16 protein-coding genes are annotated in these 17,417 nt (G+C 68.0%); 6 read left to right on the top strand and 10 right to left on the bottom strand.

What is annotated here, in order from left to right; genetic code table 11:
- The first annotated feature begins 167 nt into the window (after positions 1-167).
- Positions 168-2,207: an elongation factor G gene (gene fusA / locus ASD82_RS04010; protein WP_056715770.1), complete on the top strand. Its 2,040-nt coding sequence runs from the start codon at positions 168-170 to the stop codon at positions 2,205-2,207.
- A gap of 79 nt (positions 2,208-2,286) precedes the next feature.
- Entirely contained in the window at positions 2,287-2,841 is a 555-nt protein-coding gene (locus ASD82_RS04005; RefSeq protein WP_056715759.1) for a DUF6438 domain-containing protein, read from the top strand.
- Positions 2,842-3,029: 188 nt separating this feature from the next.
- Here the strand turns inward: ASD82_RS04005 and ASD82_RS04000 are convergent, their stop codons facing one another.
- Positions 3,030-3,839: a hypothetical protein gene (locus ASD82_RS04000; RefSeq protein WP_056715756.1), complete on the bottom strand. Its 810-nt coding sequence runs from the start codon at positions 3,837-3,839 to the stop codon at positions 3,030-3,032.
- Positions 3,840-4,026: 187 nt separating this feature from the next.
- Between ASD82_RS04000 and ASD82_RS03995 the strand changes: the two genes are divergently transcribed.
- Entirely contained in the window at positions 4,027-4,683 is a 657-nt protein-coding gene (locus ASD82_RS03995) for a response regulator transcription factor (protein WP_157599178.1), read from the top strand.
- Positions 4,684-4,765: 82 nt separating this feature from the next.
- Here ASD82_RS03995 and ASD82_RS03990 read toward each other — a convergent pair whose 3' ends face one another.
- The 8 genes from ASD82_RS03990 to ASD82_RS03955 form a co-directional block, all read right to left on the bottom strand.
- The gene (locus ASD82_RS03990) at positions 4,766-6,073 is read right to left on the bottom strand and encodes a DUF58 domain-containing protein (RefSeq protein ID WP_056715750.1); all 1,308 of its coding nucleotides are present in this window, start codon (positions 6,071-6,073) and stop codon (positions 4,766-4,768) included.
- Entirely contained in the window at positions 6,073-7,077 is a 1,005-nt protein-coding gene (locus tag ASD82_RS03985; protein WP_056715747.1) for a MoxR family ATPase, read from the bottom strand. The genes ASD82_RS03990 and ASD82_RS03985 overlap by 1 nt, the downstream gene beginning before the upstream one ends.
- Complete coding sequence (locus ASD82_RS03980) at positions 7,074-8,192, bottom strand: DUF4350 domain-containing protein (protein ID WP_056715744.1); 1,119 nt, start codon at positions 8,190-8,192, stop codon at positions 7,074-7,076. Before ASD82_RS03980 ends, ASD82_RS03985 begins: the two co-directional genes overlap by 4 nt.
- A complete protein-coding gene (locus ASD82_RS03975; protein WP_056715741.1) occupies positions 8,189-9,724 on the bottom strand; it encodes a DUF4129 domain-containing protein in 1,536 nt (511 codons plus the stop codon). Before ASD82_RS03975 ends, ASD82_RS03980 begins: the two co-directional genes overlap by 4 nt.
- Positions 9,714-10,691 carry a stage II sporulation protein M gene (locus ASD82_RS03970; protein WP_056715738.1) on the bottom strand — a complete coding sequence of 326 codons (978 nt, stop codon included), beginning with the start codon at positions 10,689-10,691 and terminating at the stop codon, positions 9,714-9,716. Before ASD82_RS03970 ends, ASD82_RS03975 begins: the two co-directional genes overlap by 11 nt.
- Positions 10,688-11,368 carry an RDD family protein gene (locus tag ASD82_RS03965; protein ID WP_056715737.1) on the bottom strand — a complete coding sequence of 227 codons (681 nt, stop codon included), beginning with the start codon at positions 11,366-11,368 and terminating at the stop codon, positions 10,688-10,690. The genes ASD82_RS03970 and ASD82_RS03965 overlap by 4 nt, the downstream gene beginning before the upstream one ends.
- A complete protein-coding gene (locus ASD82_RS03960) occupies positions 11,368-11,886 on the bottom strand; it encodes an RDD family protein (RefSeq protein ID WP_056715733.1) in 519 nt (172 codons plus the stop codon). The genes ASD82_RS03965 and ASD82_RS03960 overlap by 1 nt, the downstream gene beginning before the upstream one ends.
- A gap of 87 nt (positions 11,887-11,973) precedes the next feature.
- The gene (locus ASD82_RS03955; RefSeq protein WP_056715732.1) at positions 11,974-12,441 is read right to left on the bottom strand and encodes an SET domain-containing protein-lysine N-methyltransferase; all 468 of its coding nucleotides are present in this window, start codon (positions 12,439-12,441) and stop codon (positions 11,974-11,976) included.
- A gap of 192 nt (positions 12,442-12,633) precedes the next feature.
- Here ASD82_RS03955 and ASD82_RS03950 point away from each other — a divergent pair, with 192 nt between their 5' ends.
- On the top strand, positions 12,634-13,110 hold the full coding sequence (locus tag ASD82_RS03950) for a PilZ domain-containing protein (protein ID WP_056715729.1): 477 nt from the start codon (positions 12,634-12,636) through the stop codon (positions 13,108-13,110).
- Between the two features lie 26 nt (positions 13,111-13,136).
- The gene (locus ASD82_RS03945; RefSeq protein ID WP_056715725.1) at positions 13,137-14,927 is read left to right on the top strand and encodes an acyl-CoA dehydrogenase C-terminal domain-containing protein; all 1,791 of its coding nucleotides are present in this window, start codon (positions 13,137-13,139) and stop codon (positions 14,925-14,927) included.
- Between the two features lie 155 nt (positions 14,928-15,082).
- Here ASD82_RS03945 and ASD82_RS03940 read toward each other — a convergent pair whose 3' ends face one another.
- Complete coding sequence (locus ASD82_RS03940; protein ID WP_056715724.1) at positions 15,083-15,313, bottom strand: hypothetical protein; 231 nt, start codon at positions 15,311-15,313, stop codon at positions 15,083-15,085.
- Between the two features lie 93 nt (positions 15,314-15,406).
- On the opposite strand from ASD82_RS03940, the gene ASD82_RS03935 reads away from it, so the two are divergent.
- Positions 15,407-17,368, top strand: a complete 1,962-nt coding sequence (locus ASD82_RS03935) for a CocE/NonD family hydrolase (RefSeq protein WP_056715721.1) — start codon at positions 15,407-15,409, stop codon at positions 17,366-17,368.
- The last annotated feature ends 49 nt before the right edge of the window (positions 17,369-17,417 follow it).

Genomic DNA, 17,417 nt, shown 5'->3' with positions numbered 1-17,417 from the left:
GCCTTGCGCCGCCTCTCCGCCATGACCGCCCGATCCGCTGACTTCGCCTGCCGCGAACTCGAGGACGACCATGACGGCCCGCCATTGTCAGCCGCTACAGCGCGGCTTCGTGCGGCGCCGTGGTTGATGCCGGCACGATCCGCGCCCAGTCATGGGAGGGTCGCATCGTGACGTATTCCACGGAAAGCATCCGCAACATCGCATTCGCCGGGCACGCCGGCGTGGGCAAGACCAGCTTGTTCGAGGCGCTGCTGGTCGCCGGCGGCGCCATCCAGTCCGCCGGCAGCGTCGAGCGCGGCAACACGGTTTCCGACAGCGACAGCCAGGAGAAATCGCGCGCCCATTCCATCGACAGCTGCGTGGCGAACCTCGACCACGGCGACTGCCACGTGAACCTGATCGACACCGCCGGCTACGCCGACTTCCGCGGCGCCACGCTGGCCTCGCTGTCGGCGGTGGAAACCGTGGCGGTGGTGGTCAACGCGATCAACGGCATCGAGTACGGCACGCGCCGGATGATGATGCATGCAAAAGCGCGCGGCCTGGCCCGCGTGCTGGTGATCAACAAGATCGACTTCGACGGCGCCAACCTGCCCGCCCTGGTCGACGCGCTGCGCGACGAGTTCGGCAGCGAATGCCTGCCGGTGAACCTGCCCGCCAATCGCGGCAGCCGCGTGCTGGACTGCTTCTTCCACAGCGACGGCGCCACCGATTTCTCGTCACTGGCCGAGGCGCACCAGCGCATCCTCGACCAGGTGGTGGAGATCAACGAAGGCGTGATGGACTGCTACCTCGATGCCGGCGAAGGCTCGCTCACGCCGGAGCAGCTCCACGATGCGTTCGAGCAATGCCTGCGCGAAGGACACCTGGTGCCGATCTGCTTCGTCAGCGCCCGCACCGGCGCGGGCATCCGCGAATTCCTCGACCTCGCCGCGCGATTGCTGCCCAATCCCGCCGAAGGCAACCCGCCACCGTTCGCCCGCGACGACGGCACGCCGCTGGCGGTCAGCGCCGATCCGTCGGCCCACGTGATCGCCGACGTGTTCAAGATCGTCAACGACCCCTTCGTGGGCAAGCTGGGCGTGTTCCGCGTATGGCAGGGCACCGTGCGCCGCGACAGCCAGCTGCTGGTCGACGACGGCCGCAAGCCGTTCAAGGTCGGCCACCTGTTCCGGGTGCAGGGCAAGAACCACGTGGAGATCGAAGCCGCCGTGCCCGGCGACATCGCCGCGGTGGCCAAGGTGGAGGAGATCCATTTCGACGCGGTGCTGCACGACTCGCACGACGAGGACCGGATCAGCCTGGCGCCGCTGGCGTTTCCCGCGCCGATGTTCGGGCTGGCACTTGAGCCGAAGCACAAGGGCCAGGAGCAGAAGCTTTCCAACGCGCTGGCGCGGCTGGCCGAAGAGGACCCGTGCTTTCGCGTCGAACATCACAAGGAGCTCAACGAGACCGTGGTGCGCGGCCTGTCCGACCTGCACCTGAAGGTGATGCTGGAACGCATGCGCGAGCGCTACGGCGTGGAGGTCGACTCGCATCCGCCGCGGATCGCCTATCGCGAAACCATCGCCGGCCACGCCGAAGGCCATCACCGGCACAAAAAGCAGACCGGCGGCGCCGGCCAGTTCGGCGAGGTGTTCCTGCGCGTCGAGCCGATGGAACGCGGCGCCGGGTTCGAGTTCGTCGACGCGGTGAAGGGCGGCGTGATTCCCGGGCAGTTCCTGCCGGCGATCGAGAAAGGCGTACGCCAGGCGATGGAACACGGCGCCGTGGCCGGCTATCCGCTGCAGGACGTGCGCGTCACCGTCTACGACGGCAAGTACCACGCGGTGGACTCCAAGGAAGTGGCCTTCATCAGCGCCGGCAAGAAGGCATTCCTCGATGCCGTGGTGAAGGCGCGGCCCACCGTGCTGGAGCCGATCGTCAACATCGAGGTGGCGATCCCCGAGCACAACGTGGGCGACGTCACCGGCGGCCTGGCCGGCAAGCGCGCCCGCATCCTGGGTACCGACAGCCAGCGTGGCGGCGAGCTGGTGATCAAGGCGCAGGCGCCGCTGGCCGAACTGACCGACTACCCCACCGAACTGAAATCGATGACCGGTGGCCGCGGCCGCTACAGCCTCGACCTCAGCCACTACGAGGCGGTGCCGGCCACCGTGCAGAAGCAGCTCAGCGAGGCGTGGAAACCGCACGCGGAGGAGGACTGATGGCGCCACGCGCCACGCGCACATCGCCTTCATCGCGCGCCGCTATGCTGGTCATCCCCGACCGACACGGAGCATCACCATGAAGCCAGCCTGCACCCTGTTGCTGCGCGGCCTGCTCACCGGCTCGATGCTGTGGCTGGGCGCCTGCGCCGTGCGCGCCCAGGCCGACGGTACCCAGCCCATGCCTGAAAACAGCATCACCCTCGAACGCAGCACGTGCTTCGGCAATTGCCCCGCGTACCGCGTGACCGTGACCGCCGCCGGCCAGGTCAGCTTCACCGGCCAGGCCCACGTGCAAACCATGCAGGCCACCGGCCAGGTCACCCCGACCCAGCTGGCCGCGATCCACGACGCGCTGGCGCGCGCGGATTTCGATGCGATGCAGGCCAGTTACGTCAGCCGCAACGACGGCTGCGGCATGATCATGACCGACCAGCCCGGCATCAGGATCACCGTGGGCGGCCCCGGCGGCAGCCGCAGCGTGGACTTCTACCTCGGCTGCACCGGTCCGGCCGCCGAAGCGGTACGCCCGCGCATCGAACAACTGGCCAACAGCATCGACCAGCAACTCGGCACGCGGCGCTGGATCGGTACGCCGAAACCGCCGGGCGCGGCGGAACACGTGGAGCGCTGAGCAGACGCCACCGGCATGCCACGCGCAGGGCGGACATGATCCGCCAGCCCTCCAGACGCATGCGACCCACGGCAACGGACCACCAGCCACGAGGGAATCTGACCAGTTCCGCCCCTCGACCGCCCTCTCATGACAATCCCCCGGCCGTTGGCCGGGGGATGGGGGTTTGCCGGTTCAGCACCGTCCGGTCATTCCGGGATCTTGTAGTGGCCGTGATTGTCGATCGGGCAGGCATTCTCGTTGCCGACCAGGTTCACATCGAAATGGAAGCCCGGGATCCTGTTGGTCAGGTAGGCGCCTGTGGCATTGAAGGCATTCAGCCCATACGGAGCCGCCGCTGCACCGAAGGTGTTGGCGCCCGGCGTGGTGAGTACCTGGATGAGAGTCGGTCCTGCGAGCGAAGGCGTGTTGTAGAACCCCGGGACGACCGTGTCGTTGAACGCCTCGAACTGGTCCGTGCCGATCAGCGTCCACGCCGTGGACGAGGCATTGCGCCAGTAACCCGGCGAACACCACGCACCAAGGCTATCGGTTTCAAGCGGTTGGCAACCGTGGCTGACCACCAGCTGGACGTTGCCCCTGGCCGTACCGGTGTAGCTGGCCGTCACCGGCGTGCCGACAAGCGCCTGGTACGAGTAATAGGCGCTGGCGAACTTGAAGGTGCCGCCGACCTTTATCATCTGAACGGTTTTGTCCGGCAGGACGAGCGTTGCCGATGTCGCTCCATTGGCGGTCAGCACCCAGACGAGGTAGCCGTCCCCGGTCTGGTACGGCTGGCCCGGCCCGTGCCAATCGGCGAACTGGCCGGTATTGCCATCATCGGCATCGTCCTGCCCGGTCAGGCCGCAACGCTGATCGTTGAGGTTGTGGTTGGTGCCGTCGAAGCTGAAGCCTTGACCGGTATAGGTGACGGTCGTGGCAGCCCATGCCGATGTCGCTGCCAGCAAGGTCAACAGCAGTGCCAAAAGGGGTACGCCAAACAATCGCTTGATGTTCATGTCGGGATCTCCTGGGCGCCTGGGCGGGAGACGCAGCATGATCTTGGCGGCATGCGCGACTGAATACTCCAAACGGAGTACGTTACCGTCGTGATGAGCCGGCAATGCACGGCATCACTACTGCGCACCCGTCAGCCACACCACACGGTGCGCAGGGAACGGGGTACTCCGCCTGGGGGGGGGCAGCGTGATCAGTATCGTGCTGGGTAGTCCAGAACTGGCCTTTCGCCGCGCCTTGGGCACCGCGCTCGGGCAGTACGGGGAGCTCGACGTCCGTGGCCATACCGGCGAGCCGGAACGTCTGCGCCAGCTGATTGCCATCCATCATCCTTCCGTGGTGGTGCTCGACGTCCGTTGGTCGCGGGCCTGTCCTGACCTGCTCGGTCTGTTGCTGGCCTCCCCCGCGCCACCGCGACTGCTGCTGTTTGCCCACACCCTCGCCACCCCGGAAGTCCTCGCGGCAGTAAAGCAGGGGGTGCACGGCTGCGTGCCACGCGATTCGCAGCCGGCGACGTGGCATCGGGCGATTCTTGCCGTCCATGCCGGCGAACCCTGGATACCGCGCGGACTGATGGCTGAAGCACTGGTCAACCTGAAGCAGCAGATCCGGATGGAACTGCCTGCCTCGGCGAGCATGGAACAACTCACCGAACGCCAGCGCGGCATTGTGGGCTGCGTGGCGCGAGGCCTGAGCAACAAGGAAATCGGCCGCCACCTGGGCATCAGTCCGACCACGGTGAAGACCCATCTGCACAACATCTATGAACGGATCGGCGTCAGCGGCCGGCGGCACCTGGCGCTTCATGCCCTCGGGGACGCGCTCCAGCAAAAGGAGCTGAGGTAATTGAACCAAAACAGGGCCGTTGCATTTTTGGAAGGCAGCCCGGACAACATGGCGCTGCGCGAAAGCGTGCCCGTCACACCGCTCAAAGCCGACTGCTCCGTTTCAATGCCAGATACCGCTCGATCAGCGCGCCGGACAGTTCGCTGCAGCTGACGTCGAGGGTGTTGACGCCTTCGCGGCGCAGGGATTCGTGCACGCGGTCGCGCTCGGCCAGGTAGTGCATCGCGGCGGCGCTGCGGATGCTGTCTTCCAGTTCTTCGCCCGGCTCGCTGGCGGCGCGGTCCAGCGCCAGTTCGCGCAGGCTGACCAGCATCACCAGGTGGCGTTTGGACAGCATGCCGACTGCGGCGCGCAGTTCCACGTCGTCTTCGTCGCGCACGTTGGTGATCAGCACGACCAGGGCGCGGCGGCGCTGGTGCGCCTGCAGCGCGCTGGCCGCGGCCAGGTAGTCGGTGGCTTCGGGCAGTGCCTGCAGGTCGTAGCCGGCGCCGAGCAGCATGTCCATGCCCAGGCTGCCCTGCTGCGGCGGCAGCCAGCGTTGCTGCTGGCCGGTGCAGGCCAGCATGCCGACCGCGTCGCCCTGGCGCAGCGCGATGCTGGCCAGCGCCAGCGAGGCGTTCAGCACGTGATCGAAATGCACCAGCTGGTCGTCCTGCGCCAGCATGCGGCGGCCGCAGTCCAGCATCAGCACCACCTGCTGGTTGCGCTCGTCGCGGTACTCGCGCGAGATCAGCCGGCTGCTGCGTGCAGTCGCCTTCCAGTCGATCTTGCGCAGGCTGTCGCCGACGCGGTAGTCGCGCAGTTCCTGGAATTCGGTGCCTTCGCCGCGGCGCCGCTGCAGGCGCGCGCCCACGCTGCGCGAGGCCAGCTCCACGCTGAGTCCCGCCAGCTCGGCCAGCGAGGCAAAGTTCGGATACACGCGCACGGTCGACGACGCACCGATCACGCGGCGCGCGGTCCATGCACGCCAGGGCGAGCGCAGTTGCACGTGGCAGCCGTCGAAGGCGAACTGGCCCCGCGCATCGGGGATGACGCTGTAGTCGAGCAGCAAATCCCGCCCCGGCGGCAGGCGCACGTCGCGCGGCATGCCATGGACCACCCAGCCGCCCGGATGCAGGTCGTGCAGGCGCAAGGCCTGCGTCCGCCGCGTGCCGCCGCGCAGGCGCAGGCTGACCGTGGCCGGCGGACCCAGCGGCATCACCGGCACCATGTCGCGCTGCATTTCGGGCGAGGGCATCCGGCGCAGGCGCAGGACGTCGACCAGGGCGAACAGCGCGATCACGACAGCGACGGCCAGCCATGCGGACAGCGGCAGCCAGCCGAGGCTGGCCAGCACGCCGAGCACGGTCCAGCCCAGCAGCAACCACAGCAGTAGCGGAGCAGGTCGCATCATTGGCGGGGCGCGGGCACCTTGTGCAGCAGCGCGGCGAGCACGTCGTCGGGCCGCTGCCGCTCGATCAGCGCCTCCGGCGCCAACACCAGGCGATGGCGCAGCGCCGGCAAGGCCACCGCGCGCACGTCGTCGGGCGTGACGAAATCACGACCGTCGACCGCGGCGTGGGCGCGTGCCAGTCGCGCCAGCGCCAGCCCGCCGCGCGGACCGGCGCCGCCGATCACGCCCGGCCACTCGCGCGTGGTGCGGGCGATGCGCACGGCGTAGTCGGTGACCGCCTCGTCCATGCGGATCGCCGCCACCGCTTTCTGCACCGCCATCAACTGGGCCTGGCTCAGCACCGGGCGCACCTGCGACACGTCGAGGTCGGCGGCGATCTTGCCGTTGACCACGCTGGCCACCATGCGTCGCTCGTCTTCCAGGCCGGGATAGCCGATGACCACCTTGATCAGGAAGCGGTCCAGCTGCGCCTCGGGCAAGGGATAGGTGCCTTCCTGCTCGATCGGATTCTGCGTGGCCACCACCATGAACGGCTCGGGCAGCGCGAAGCGGCGGCCTTCGATGGTGACCTGGCCTTCCTGCATCGATTCGAGCAGGGCGGCCTGGGTCTTCGCCGGCGCGCGGTTGATCTCGTCGGCCAGCAGCAGGTTGGCAAACACCGGGCCGCGACGGATCTGGAAACGCTCGGCCTTGGGATCGTAGATCGCATGGCCGGTGACGTCGGCCGGCATCAGGTCGGGGGTGAACTGCACCCGCCCGAAGGTACAGCCGACCGACGCGGCCAGTGCGCGCACCAGCAAGGTCTTGCCCAGGCCGGGCACGCCTTCGATCAGCACGTGGCCGCTGGCCAGCAGGGCCAGCAGCACCTGGTCGAACACGTCGCCCTGGCCGATGAAGGCGCGGGTGACCTGGCCGCGCAGGGCGCGCGTCTGTTCGCCCAGTTCGGCGATCGACAACGGGGCCGGCGGCGTGACCGGGGTGGCGAGGGTTTCGGTAGTCATGGGCGGCTCCTGAGTCGGGCCAGAGTGATGATGGAAGTGCGGAAGGCCTGGGCGTTCGCGGGTGACTGGAAGGCTTGCGCGATCTGCGCGGCGTCGAGCGCGCTGCGCTCGGCCAGGCGGGCGTACAGCGCATCGCCGTTGAGCATGGCGCAGGCCGGGTCGCGTCGGCGCAGGCGCGCCAGCACGGTGTCGCTGGCCAGCCGGTGCAGGCTGCGGCCGCCGTCGCGGCGATAGACGAACTCGCCGGCGGCGTGCACGTGTTCCAGCAGCGCACGCCGATGCAGCGCCGGCGCGGGCATCAGCGGACCCAGCCGCGCGCTGCGCATCGCCATCCACGCGCCGAGCAGCAGGGCCAGCGCCAGCAGCGCGGGCCAGCCCTTGAGCCACAGGAATGTCAGGAACGACGGACCATCCAGCGCGTACACGATGTAGAGCGTGCCGCGCCCGCGATTCGGTTCCAGCAAGCCCCAGGCGAACTGTTGCGCCACCGCCCGCTTCAGCTTGTCGCGCGAGATCGGGGCGAAGCTGGCCAGCAGGCTCACCCTGCCCTTGCCCAGCCGGGTGCGCGCGAACAGGTAGCCGCCTTGCGCATCGCCGATGGAAGCCTCGACCGCCGTGGCGGCGGCACCGGCCAGCAGGAAACGGGCGCCGCACAGGCGCAGCTTGTCGTCGTCCTTGCCGTTTTCCGCATCATCGAAAGCGCTGCACGCATATTCGCCCGGATGCGGATCGAGCAGGCCCAGCGCATCGAACAACGGCGTGCGCGCACCGCTTGCCGCCCCCGGCGACAGCAGCAGGTGGCCGCCGCCGCGCACCCACGCGGCGATGCGCGCCGCATCGGCGACATCGACCCGGCTGGCGTCGTCGCCCAGCAGCAAGGTGTCGCCGGGCTGCAGAGAAAGATGCTTCGGGTCCAGCGTGGTCAGCGAGCGAGCGGGCAACTCCAGCCGCCGCAGGGTTTCCTGCAGGGCGAAGAAGCGGTTGTAGCGGGCCTCGCCATGCGCGGGCGTGGTTTCGACGACGTCCCGGCGTTCGAACGTGGCGAAGAAGCCGGCCAGCAACAGCAGCACCGCGCCGAGCAGGACCAGGACGAGGGTCAGCGTCCGGCGATTCATGCCGGTGCTCCCGCCTGCGCGGGCCAGCCCGTCAGCAGTTGCTCGATGGTGGCGTCATCCGGATAGCGGCCGGCGTAGGCAGCGAACTGCCAGGTGCGCACGATCGCCACCACCCGCTGCGCACGCGCGGCATCCTCGATCGCGCCGGCGCGATGCAGCCAGTCCGACTCGGTCGCATCCTTCGACGGTGGCAGTTGCAGCAGCTGCGCCGTGTGTTCCACGCAGCCGCGATAAAGCAGGGCCAGCGCCTCGCGCCTGCGCTGCGTCTGCCACAGCGCGCGGGTGGCCGCGGCCAGGTCGTCGGGCAGCGGCAGCTCGGCCGCATCGCCCGGCAACAGGCTGGACGAGGTCATCGCCGCCGGCTCTTCCGGCTCGGCTTGCCAGCGTCCACGCCAGCGCCAGGCAAACCAGCCCAGCGTCACCAGCGCAGCGCCCAGCAGCAGCCACAGCAGGCCCTTGAAGATCGCCGACAGCCACTGGCCCAGCGCGGGGAACGGCATCTCCCGTTGCTGGCGTTCCGCCTGCCACGGATGCTTGAGCCGCCAGCCGCGCGTCGTGTGTTCGCCACCGAAGCGCGGGTCGCGATACGCCTGCGCGGCCGCTTCGGCGAAGCGCTTTCCGTCGCCCGCCGGCGGCGTGCCGAACACCTGGCCGACGCTGGTGGCGATGGGTTTTTCCGGCGCACTGACGCTTGCCTGTGCACGGGGGCTCGCCTGGGCATGCAGCGAAGGCAGCATGCCCAGGCACAGCAGCACGCCCAGCACCTTGCCCAGCGCCTCGATGCGCGTGCGCATGCGGCGGAACGCCAGGTCGATGTCCCACGCCTCCAGTTGCGTGCGGCGATTGAGATACAGCGCGAATCCGCAGGCGACGTACAGCGGCTCGATCGCGCTCATCGCCAGGTAGGCCACGCCCGCGCCCAGCACGATCCAGATGGTCGAGACGCCCTGCGTTCCGCCGCGGAACAACTCGCCCAGCGACTCCGGCCGCCATTCGTCGGGAATCAGCAGCCACGCGAACATCCAGAAGCTGAGGAACAGCACCAGCTCGAACTGCAGGCAACCATAGGTCAGCAGGCTGACGTCGCCCACGATGCGCTTGCGCAGCACCTTCCAGCGCGCCGAGCGCTGCTGCCGCGTAGCGCCTTCGAGCAGGTCCAGCGGCAGGCGCAGCGCGCGACTGCTGTCGATGCGCAACCAGGTCAGCCCGGCCAGCGTGCTGCGCCAGCTCCACTGGCGCTGGCCGCGCAGGGTTTCGCGCCAGCCCGGCGCGCGGTCGAACACCGCGCGCGACAGCACGTACAGCGGCACCCGGTCGAACAGCGGCTTCAGCCACCACACCAGCACCCAGCCCAGCCACGGCAGGTCGAGCAGCAGGCCCAGCGCATTGCACAGCACGAACGCCGGCAGAGTGAAGGCGAACCACGCCGACCACACCGCGCGCGCGTTGGCGCGCAGCATGGCGGCGCCAAGATCGACCGCCTCGCGCGTCACGCGCGGGCGCAGCACCACGCTGATCCGTTCAAGCTCCATGCCTGCCCGCCCTGCCGCCACGCCACAACCAGCCAAGCACCAGCACCCACAACACGGCGGCGCTGCCGAACTTCACCGCATCGGACAGGCTGGCGATCGACGACCAGTACGCCTCGACGAAGGCCGCCACCACCAGCATCGCAAAGGCGCCCAGGGCCAGCTGCGCCCCGATCCAGCCGGCCGCGACCAGGGCCGGTCCGCGGCGCTGGCGACCCGGTGACAGCAGGGTCAGCCCCAGCCGCAGGCCCGCGCCGCCGGCGATCACCAGCGCGGTTAGCTCGAAGGCGGAATGGGCGGCGACAAAACGCCAGAACGGACCGCCATAACCGATCGCGGTGAGGTGCCCGGCGACGCCGCCGATCAGCAGGCCGTTGGCGCCAAGCACGTAGATCGCGCCGACGCCGAAGACCAGGCCCGAGGCGAACGAGCGAAACGCGATGCTGACGTTGTTCATCACGTAGAAGCCGAACATGTGCAGGTCGGTGCCGCTGCTGCGGCCGATCTGCGCGTTGGCGGGGTCGTACATCTTCTCGAACTGCGCCAGTTGCGCGCTGCTGAAGACCGTGTGCGCCAGCTCAGGGCGCAGCTGCATCAGCACCAGGGTGACCAGCGCCGGCACGTAGAACAGCACGGCCGCCGCCAGCATGCAGCGCCACTGCGCCCGCACCAGCCGCGGAAAGCCGGCGACCAGGAACGCGATCACGCGATGCCAGCGCGGCGCCGGCGGCTGGTACAGCACGCGATGCCCCTGCTGCACGATGCGCTGCAGGCGCTCGGTGACTTCATGGCTGTAGCCGCGACCGCGGGCCAGCGCCAGGTGATGGCAGACGCGCCGATACGATGCGGGAAAATCCAGCGCCTGCTCCTGGCGCAGGGTGCGTTTCGCCTGCCGGTCCAGCGCATTCAGCCACGACTGCAGGTGGTCCCACTCGCGGCTGTGCAGGGCGACGAAGCGTTCCTGTTTCATGCCCGCCCCAGCAGCCAGTTGGCGTGCGCCACCAGTTGGCGGATCGCCCCGGTGTCGCGCTGCCCGGTCAGCGGCGTCAGCAGGTTGGCCAGTTCTTCCTGGCGCTGCACGGTGAGCTGGCCGGCGCGCTCGGCGAACTCGACCAGCGCGGCCTGCTCGTCGCTGGCCAGCACCAGCGGCAGCGGCACGGCGGTCAACGCGGGAATCTCCTGGCCGGCGGGAAGGTCCGCGACGTGGATCACCATGGTGCCGGCCACGATGTCGCCGAGGCGCCGCGCGTGCGGATCGATCAGGGTGCAGGCCAGGCCCACGCCGTAGACGCCCGGCAGTGCATCCACCACGCGCAGCAGGTTGCGCACCACCGACGGCAGCCAGGTCACCGGCGTGCCGTCGGCGTTGACCACGCGCAGGCCCAGCGCGCGCTTGCCGAACGTCTGCCCGCCCAGCCACACCTCGCACACCACCGAGTAACCCCACAGCAACGCGAACATCACCAGCATCGCCAGCCCGTTGCCGCCCTTGCCGAACGCCGCCAGCGGGATCAACGCCACGAAGAAGATCGCCAAGCGCAGCAGCAGGTCGACCATCCACGCCTGCGCACGGGGCAGCGCGCCGGCTGCACGCAGGCGCAGCGAGACGCCTTCCGGCGTCTCGATCTCGCAGACGGTATCGATCATCAAGCGTCGACGACGATGGTGTCGGCGATCAGGTCGTGCAGGCAGCGCTTGTCCTTGCCGAAGATCATCATCGGATCGATCAGGTTGATCGCCTTGCCCACGAACGGAATCATGCCCAGGATCAGCACCGGCACCACGCGCAGGAAAATGTAGCGCCCCAGGCCGATCCGGCTGCCGTCGGTGCGCACCACCGCGATGTCCACCGCACGCTTGCCGATGGTCTGCCCGCTCCGGTGCAGCATCAGGCAATTCACCACGATGATGGTGACCATCAGGGCCAGGCCCAGCAGCATCAGCGCGACCATCGGCCCGGCGGGCTTGATCCCCTTCCTGACGTCCAGTGCCATGTAACCGGCCCAGAACACCGGCGCCAGCCAGATCAGGCTGACCACGCCATCCAGCAAGGCGGCACCCAGACGCTTGCCACGCCCGGCCTTGCGATTCTCCAGGTCATACGCGTCCCACGCGCTTGCATCGTCGACCACAGCCGCCGGTGCGGCGTACGGATTGTTTTCCATCGAGTCCTTCCCCTTGCTGCTTGTCCATGTTGCCCTCCCCCATGGCGGGCAACTTCCATCAGTATAAGAGGCGATTTCCGCGCTTGCCTACCGCTTGGGCTTGAGCAGCGTGCCGGTGCATTTCGGGGAACCGCACAGGCACTTCCACAGCTTTTTCAGGCGCGCGGTATGCGGCACCTCGAGCACGATGCCGTAGTCGTAGGTGAGTTCCTCGCCCGGCTTGATATTGCGGATCGCCTCGATCACCACCTTGTCGCGGCGCGGGTCGCCGCTGGCGCTTTCCTCGACCAGCGCGCGGCAGTTCGGCGCACAGCTGTGGTTGATCCAGCGCGCACTGTTGCCTTGCTGGTTGGCGTCGATGATGTAGTCGTCGTTGAGCGTGAACAAGAAGGTATGGCCGGTTTCGCCGCCGTCGCCATACAGATCGTCCGCCTCGTCGTGACTGATCAGCCGGCCCTTGTACTCGATGATTTCCTCACCCTTGCCGATCGGTGCGGTGGCGAACACGCCATTGCCGTGGATCGGCGAGCGGCGTGCGATAAAGCGTCGTGACATGCGGTGCAACCCCAGCGCTGGAGACAAGTCGTCGATGATGCCTGTTTGCGGATGAGCGCGAAACCGGCCGGGCGGGACGGGCTTTCGCGGGACACCGCGGCGAGGCAATGACGATGTTCGACGCCGCCACTGGCCAGTTGCCCCCCAAACGCGGTTAGAATCGACTTTCAAACGATCGTTTGGAGAACGGCAATGCGTCTGTTGCGCTGGATCATCCCCGTCCTGCTGCTGGGCCTGGCCGCCTGCGGCCCGGCCAGGAAGAGCGTGTTCCCGCCCACCGTGAACATCCAGCAACTGGTGGTGCTGCCCAGCGGCCAGTGGCAGCTGACCGTGCGCATCCAGAACAACAGCTACGCCGGCATGAAGTTCAGTTCGGTCGACGGCCAGTTGCAGATCGCCGAACTGGTGCCGGTGCGCCTGCATGCGAACTTCGACCTCGACATCCCCGAGCTGGCCGGCGACGTGGTCCGCATCGACGTGCTGCCCACCAGCGCGATGAGCCAGGCGCTCGCGGCCATTGCCGGCAAGGGCAGCGCCGGTTCGCTGGCCTATCGCGTCAGCGGCAGCACCAACGCCAAGCCCGAGCAGGAAGACAAGCCGCGCTCGTTCGACTTCAACGGCAGCGACTGGATCTCGGCGGTGCCGGGCATCGCCAACACGTATCGCTGATCACCCCATTCAACGAAGGAACCACCATGACCGCATACAAGGCTCCCCTCGACGACCTGCGTTTCGCCCTGTTTGATGTACTGGGCGCCGAGTCGACCCTGACCTCGCTGCAGGGCGGCGAAGCCCACACCCGCGACCTGTTCGACGCGGTACTGGAGGAAGCCGGCCGGCTCAGCGAGCAGTTGCTGGCGCCGACGAATGGTCCTGCCGACGCCGAGGGCTGCCACTTCGACAAGGCCACCCAGACGGTGACCACGCCGAAGTCGTTCAAGGAAGCGTTCAAGGCGTTCGCCGAAGGCGGCTGGACCGGCCTGACCAATCCGGAAACCTACGGCGGCCAGGCCCTGCCCGGCGTGCTGGGCACCGCCACCACCGAGATCTTCCAGTCCGGCAACCTGGCCTGGAGCCTGTATCCCCTGCTGTCCGAGGGCGCCACCCACGCGATGGAAATGCACGGCGAGGAATGGCAGCGCGAGCGCTTCATGAAGCCGATCGTCGAAGGCCGCTGGACCGGCACCATGTGCCTCACCGAACCGCAGGCCGGCTCCGACTTGGGCCTGCTTAAGACCCGCGCCGAACCGGCCGCGGCGGACGCGGACGGCCACGCCGTCTACAAGATCAGCGGCACCAAGATCTTCATCAGCGCCGGCGAACATGACCTCACCGAGAACATCGTGCACCTGGTGCTGGCGCGCCTGCCCGACGCGCCGGAAGGCAGCCGCGGCATCTCGATGTTCATCGTGCCGAAATTCAAGCTCAACGGCGACGGCACGCCGGGCGAGCGCAACACCGTGGCCGCCGGCGCGATCGAGCACAAGATGGGCATCCACGCCTGCTCCACCTGCGTGATGAACTTCGACGGCGCCGAGGGCTACCTGATCGGCAAGCCGCACAAGGGCCTGGCCGCGATGTTCACCATGATGAATGCGGCGCGCCTTTCGGTCGGCGTGCAGGGCCTGGCATTGGCCGAGCGTGCGCTGCAGAACAGCCTCAACTACGCCCGCGAACGGCTGCAGTCGCGCTCGCTGTCCGGCGCGAAGTTCCCCGACAAGCCGGCCGACAACCTGCTGGTGCAGCCGGACGTGCGCCGCATGCTGCTGACCCAGCGCGCCTTCGTCGAAGGCTCGCGCGCGCTGGTGCTGTACACCGCGCTGCAGACCGACATCGAACATCGCGCCACCGACGAAGCGGCGCGGCAGAAGGCCGGCGAACTGGTCGCCTTCCTGATCCCGATCGCCAAGGGCATGACCACCGAGCTGGCGCAGGAGTGCACCAAGGAAGCGCTGCAGATCTACGGTGGCCACGGCTACATCGCCGAGAACGGCATAGAACAGTTTGTCCGCGACGCCCGCATCATCACCCTGTACGAAGGCACCACCGGCATCCAGGCCGCCGACCTGCTGGGCCGCAAGATCCTCCAGCTGCAGGGCGTGGGCGCGAAGCATTTCCTGCAGGAGATCAGCGCGTTCTGCCAGCAGCACAGTGCCGATGCCGCGCTGCGCAACCTGATCGGCCCGCTGGCCGTCGCCACCAGGGAGTGGAGCGACCTCACCGTGAGCCTGGCCCAGCGCGTGGCGGCCAACCCGGAGGAACTCGGCGCCGCGGCGACCGACTACCTGTACTACTCCGGCTACGTCACCCTCGCCTACCTGTGGGCGCGCAGCGTGGTCGCCGCCGAGGCCGGCAGTCAATCCGCCGCGTTCAAGCAGGCCAAGCGCGACACCGCCGCGTTCTACTTCGCCCGCATCCTGCCCCGCACGCTGATGCACAAGGCGGCAATCGAAGCCGGCGTGGACACGCTGCCCGCGATCGCCTGATCCAGCGCAGGCAGTTCAACGACAAGGCCCGGGGCGATCCCGGGCTTTTGTCTGTCCGGGGCCGACTTCTCAGAAGTGACCGGATGTGCCCATCCGGGTCAGCTTCTGCTGCGCAAGGCTGACGGGATCAGGCTGACGGGCTCAGGCCGACGGGATCAGACGCCGTCGCCCGCGACGCCATACATGCTTACGTACTGCCTGATCCAGTCCTCGTGGGCCCCCGCGACCTGCAGCAACTCCAGCGCCAGCGCTGCCTGGGCCGCGGCGATGTGCGACGGGCTGCGCGCGGGCCTCGGCGGCGTCTTGGCCACGTGCAATACCTGCATCGCATCGGTGGCCGCGTTGCTGTCCTGCAGGTAGCTGATGTCGTAGGCATGGTCGCTCATGCCCGGACTGAAGCAACAGTCTTGCCAACTTTCCGGTCGCGATGTGGCGGCGGTGGGTTTACTCTGAGGGAAATTGACCCCAGGGGATTCATCATGACGTCGAATCGGTTCGCTGCGGGCATTCGGCCTGCCCTTTTCGCCCTGCTGCTCACCGCGACTGGCCTGCTGCAGGCCACCGATACGGCGCAGGCGAAATACCCGAACTACCCCAGCGAGACCCCCGCGAAATTCATGCCGGCCACCGCCAGCTTCGACTACGAGCGGCGCGACGTGATGGTGCCGATGCGCGACGGGGTCAAGCTGCACACCGTGATCCTGGTGCCCAAGGGTGCCCATCACGCCGGCATCCTGCTGACCCGCACCCCGTACGACGCGAACGCGCTGACCAACCTCAGCATGAGCGGCCACCTCGGGCCGGCCCTGCAGGGCTACGACAACGTGGCCGACATCATCGTCGAGGACGGCTACATCCGCGTGGTGCAGGACGTGCGCGGCAAGTACGGCTCCGAGGGCGACTACGTGATGAACCGGCCGCTGCACGGCCCGCAGAATCCCACCCCGGTCGACGACGCCACCGACACGTACGACACCATCGACTGGCTGGTGAAGAACATCCCCGAGTCGAACGGCAAGGTCGGCACGCTGGGCATTTCCTACGACGGCTTCGAGCCCCTGATGGCGCTGTTCAACCCGCACCCGGCGCTGAAGGTGTCGGTACCGATGAACCCGATGGTCGACGGCTGGATGGGCGACGACTGGTTCCACAACGGCGCGTTCCGCCAGCAGAACCTGGCCTACATCTACGAGCAGGTCGGCAGCCGCGACAACTCGATCAAGTGGTGGACGAACTACCACGACGACTACGACCTGTTCATGCATTACGGCTCCGCCGGCGAGCTGGCCGATGCCTACGGCATGCGCCAGCTCGGTTTCTGGAACAAGCTGCTGGCGCACCCGGCCTACGACAGCTTCTGGAGCGACCAGGCGGTCGACAAGCTGCTCGCCGCGCAGCCGCTGAAGGTGCCGGTGATGCTGGTGCACAGCCTGTGGGATCAGGAAGACATCTACGGCGCACAAGCCGTGTACCGCGCGATCAAGCCGAAGGACGCCAGCGGCAACATGGTCAAGCTGGTGATGGGCCCGTGGAATCATGGGCAGGAAATCGGGGAAGGCAGCTCGCTGGGCGCGATCCGCTTCGGCAGTGATACCGCGAAGTATTTCCGCGAGAAGATCCTGCGCCCGTACCTGGCGCAATACCTCAAGGACGGCGCACCGAAGGCCGACACTGCCGCCGTCACCGCGTACCAGACCGGCAGCAACCAGTGGCAGCGACTGGATCGCTGGCCGCTGGCGTGCGTTGATGGCTGCCCCACGAAAAGCCGTCCGCTATACCTGGAACCCGGCAGCAAGCTCGGCTTCAACGCGCCCGCCGCGGGCGCCGCCTACGACGAATACGTATCCGATCCCGCGCACCCGGTGCCGTTCCGCGCGCGTCCGATCCAGCCGATCGGCTACGGCACCTTCACCTGGCCGCAGTGGCTGGTCGACGACCAGCGCGAGGCGTCCGGCCGCACCGACGTGCTCAGCTACGTCAGCGACGTACTCACCGCGCCGCTGACCATCAGCGGCGCGCCCGAGGTGAACCTGGTCGCCTCGACCAGCGGCACCGACAGCGACTGGGTGGTCAAGCTGATCGACGTCTACCCCGATCAGGTCGCCTACGAACCGGAGATGGGCGGCTACCAGCTCGCCGTGGCGATGGACATCTTCCGCGGCCGCTACCGTGAGGGCTTCACCGAGGCGAAACCGCTCGCCGCCAACCAGCCGCTTTCCTACCGCTTCGCCCTGCCCTCGGCCAACCACGTCTTCCTGCCCGGCCACCGCATCATGGTGCAGGTGCAATCGAGCTGGTTCCCGCTGTACGACCGCAACCCGCAGACCTTCGTGCCGAACATCTTGCTGGCCAAGCCGGCTGATTACGTGAAGGCGACGCAGCGCATTTACCACGCTCCGACGCAGGCGAGCTTCATCGCGCTGCCGGTGGTGGGCGGCTGACCTCGTCGGTCAGCGATGCCGTCGAACCGGATCGGCGTCCCGTCACACA

Source organism: Rhodanobacter sp. Root179, from assembly GCF_001428465.1.
In the GTDB taxonomy this organism is placed as follows: domain Bacteria; phylum Pseudomonadota; class Gammaproteobacteria; order Xanthomonadales; family Rhodanobacteraceae; genus Rhodanobacter.
This window is presented reverse-complemented; position numbering and strand designations above follow the sequence as displayed.

Bases quoted from the DNA above. Each gene is read 5' to 3' on its own strand.
- ASD82_RS03935 (WP_056715721.1), top strand. From the start codon at position 15,407: ATGACGTCGAATCGGTTCGCTGCGGGCATTCGGCCTGCCCTTTTCGCC.
- ASD82_RS03990 (WP_056715750.1), bottom strand. From the start codon at position 6,073: ATGCGACCTGCTCCGCTACTGCTGTGGTTGCTGCTGGGCTGGACCGTG.
- ASD82_RS04000 (WP_056715756.1), bottom strand. From the start codon at position 3,839: ATGAACATCAAGCGATTGTTTGGCGTACCCCTTTTGGCACTGCTGTTG.
- ASD82_RS03955 (WP_056715732.1), bottom strand. From the start codon at position 12,441: ATGTCACGACGCTTTATCGCACGCCGCTCGCCGATCCACGGCAATGGC.
- ASD82_RS03950 (WP_056715729.1), top strand. From the start codon at position 12,634: ATGCGTCTGTTGCGCTGGATCATCCCCGTCCTGCTGCTGGGCCTGGCC.
- ASD82_RS04005 (WP_056715759.1), top strand. From the start codon at position 2,287: ATGAAGCCAGCCTGCACCCTGTTGCTGCGCGGCCTGCTCACCGGCTCG.
- ASD82_RS03965 (WP_056715737.1), bottom strand. From the start codon at position 11,368: ATGATCGATACCGTCTGCGAGATCGAGACGCCGGAAGGCGTCTCGCTG.
- ASD82_RS03980 (WP_056715744.1), bottom strand. From the start codon at position 8,192: ATGAATCGCCGGACGCTGACCCTCGTCCTGGTCCTGCTCGGCGCGGTG.
- ASD82_RS03960 (WP_056715733.1), bottom strand. From the start codon at position 11,886: ATGGAAAACAATCCGTACGCCGCACCGGCGGCTGTGGTCGACGATGCA.
- ASD82_RS03975 (WP_056715741.1), bottom strand. From the start codon at position 9,724: ATGGAGCTTGAACGGATCAGCGTGGTGCTGCGCCCGCGCGTGACGCGC.
- ASD82_RS03970 (WP_056715738.1), bottom strand. From the start codon at position 10,691: ATGAAACAGGAACGCTTCGTCGCCCTGCACAGCCGCGAGTGGGACCAC.
- ASD82_RS03985 (WP_056715747.1), bottom strand. From the start codon at position 7,077: ATGACTACCGAAACCCTCGCCACCCCGGTCACGCCGCCGGCCCCGTTG.
- ASD82_RS03945 (WP_056715725.1), top strand. From the start codon at position 13,137: ATGACCGCATACAAGGCTCCCCTCGACGACCTGCGTTTCGCCCTGTTT.
- ASD82_RS03940 (WP_056715724.1), bottom strand. From the start codon at position 15,313: ATGAGCGACCATGCCTACGACATCAGCTACCTGCAGGACAGCAACGCG.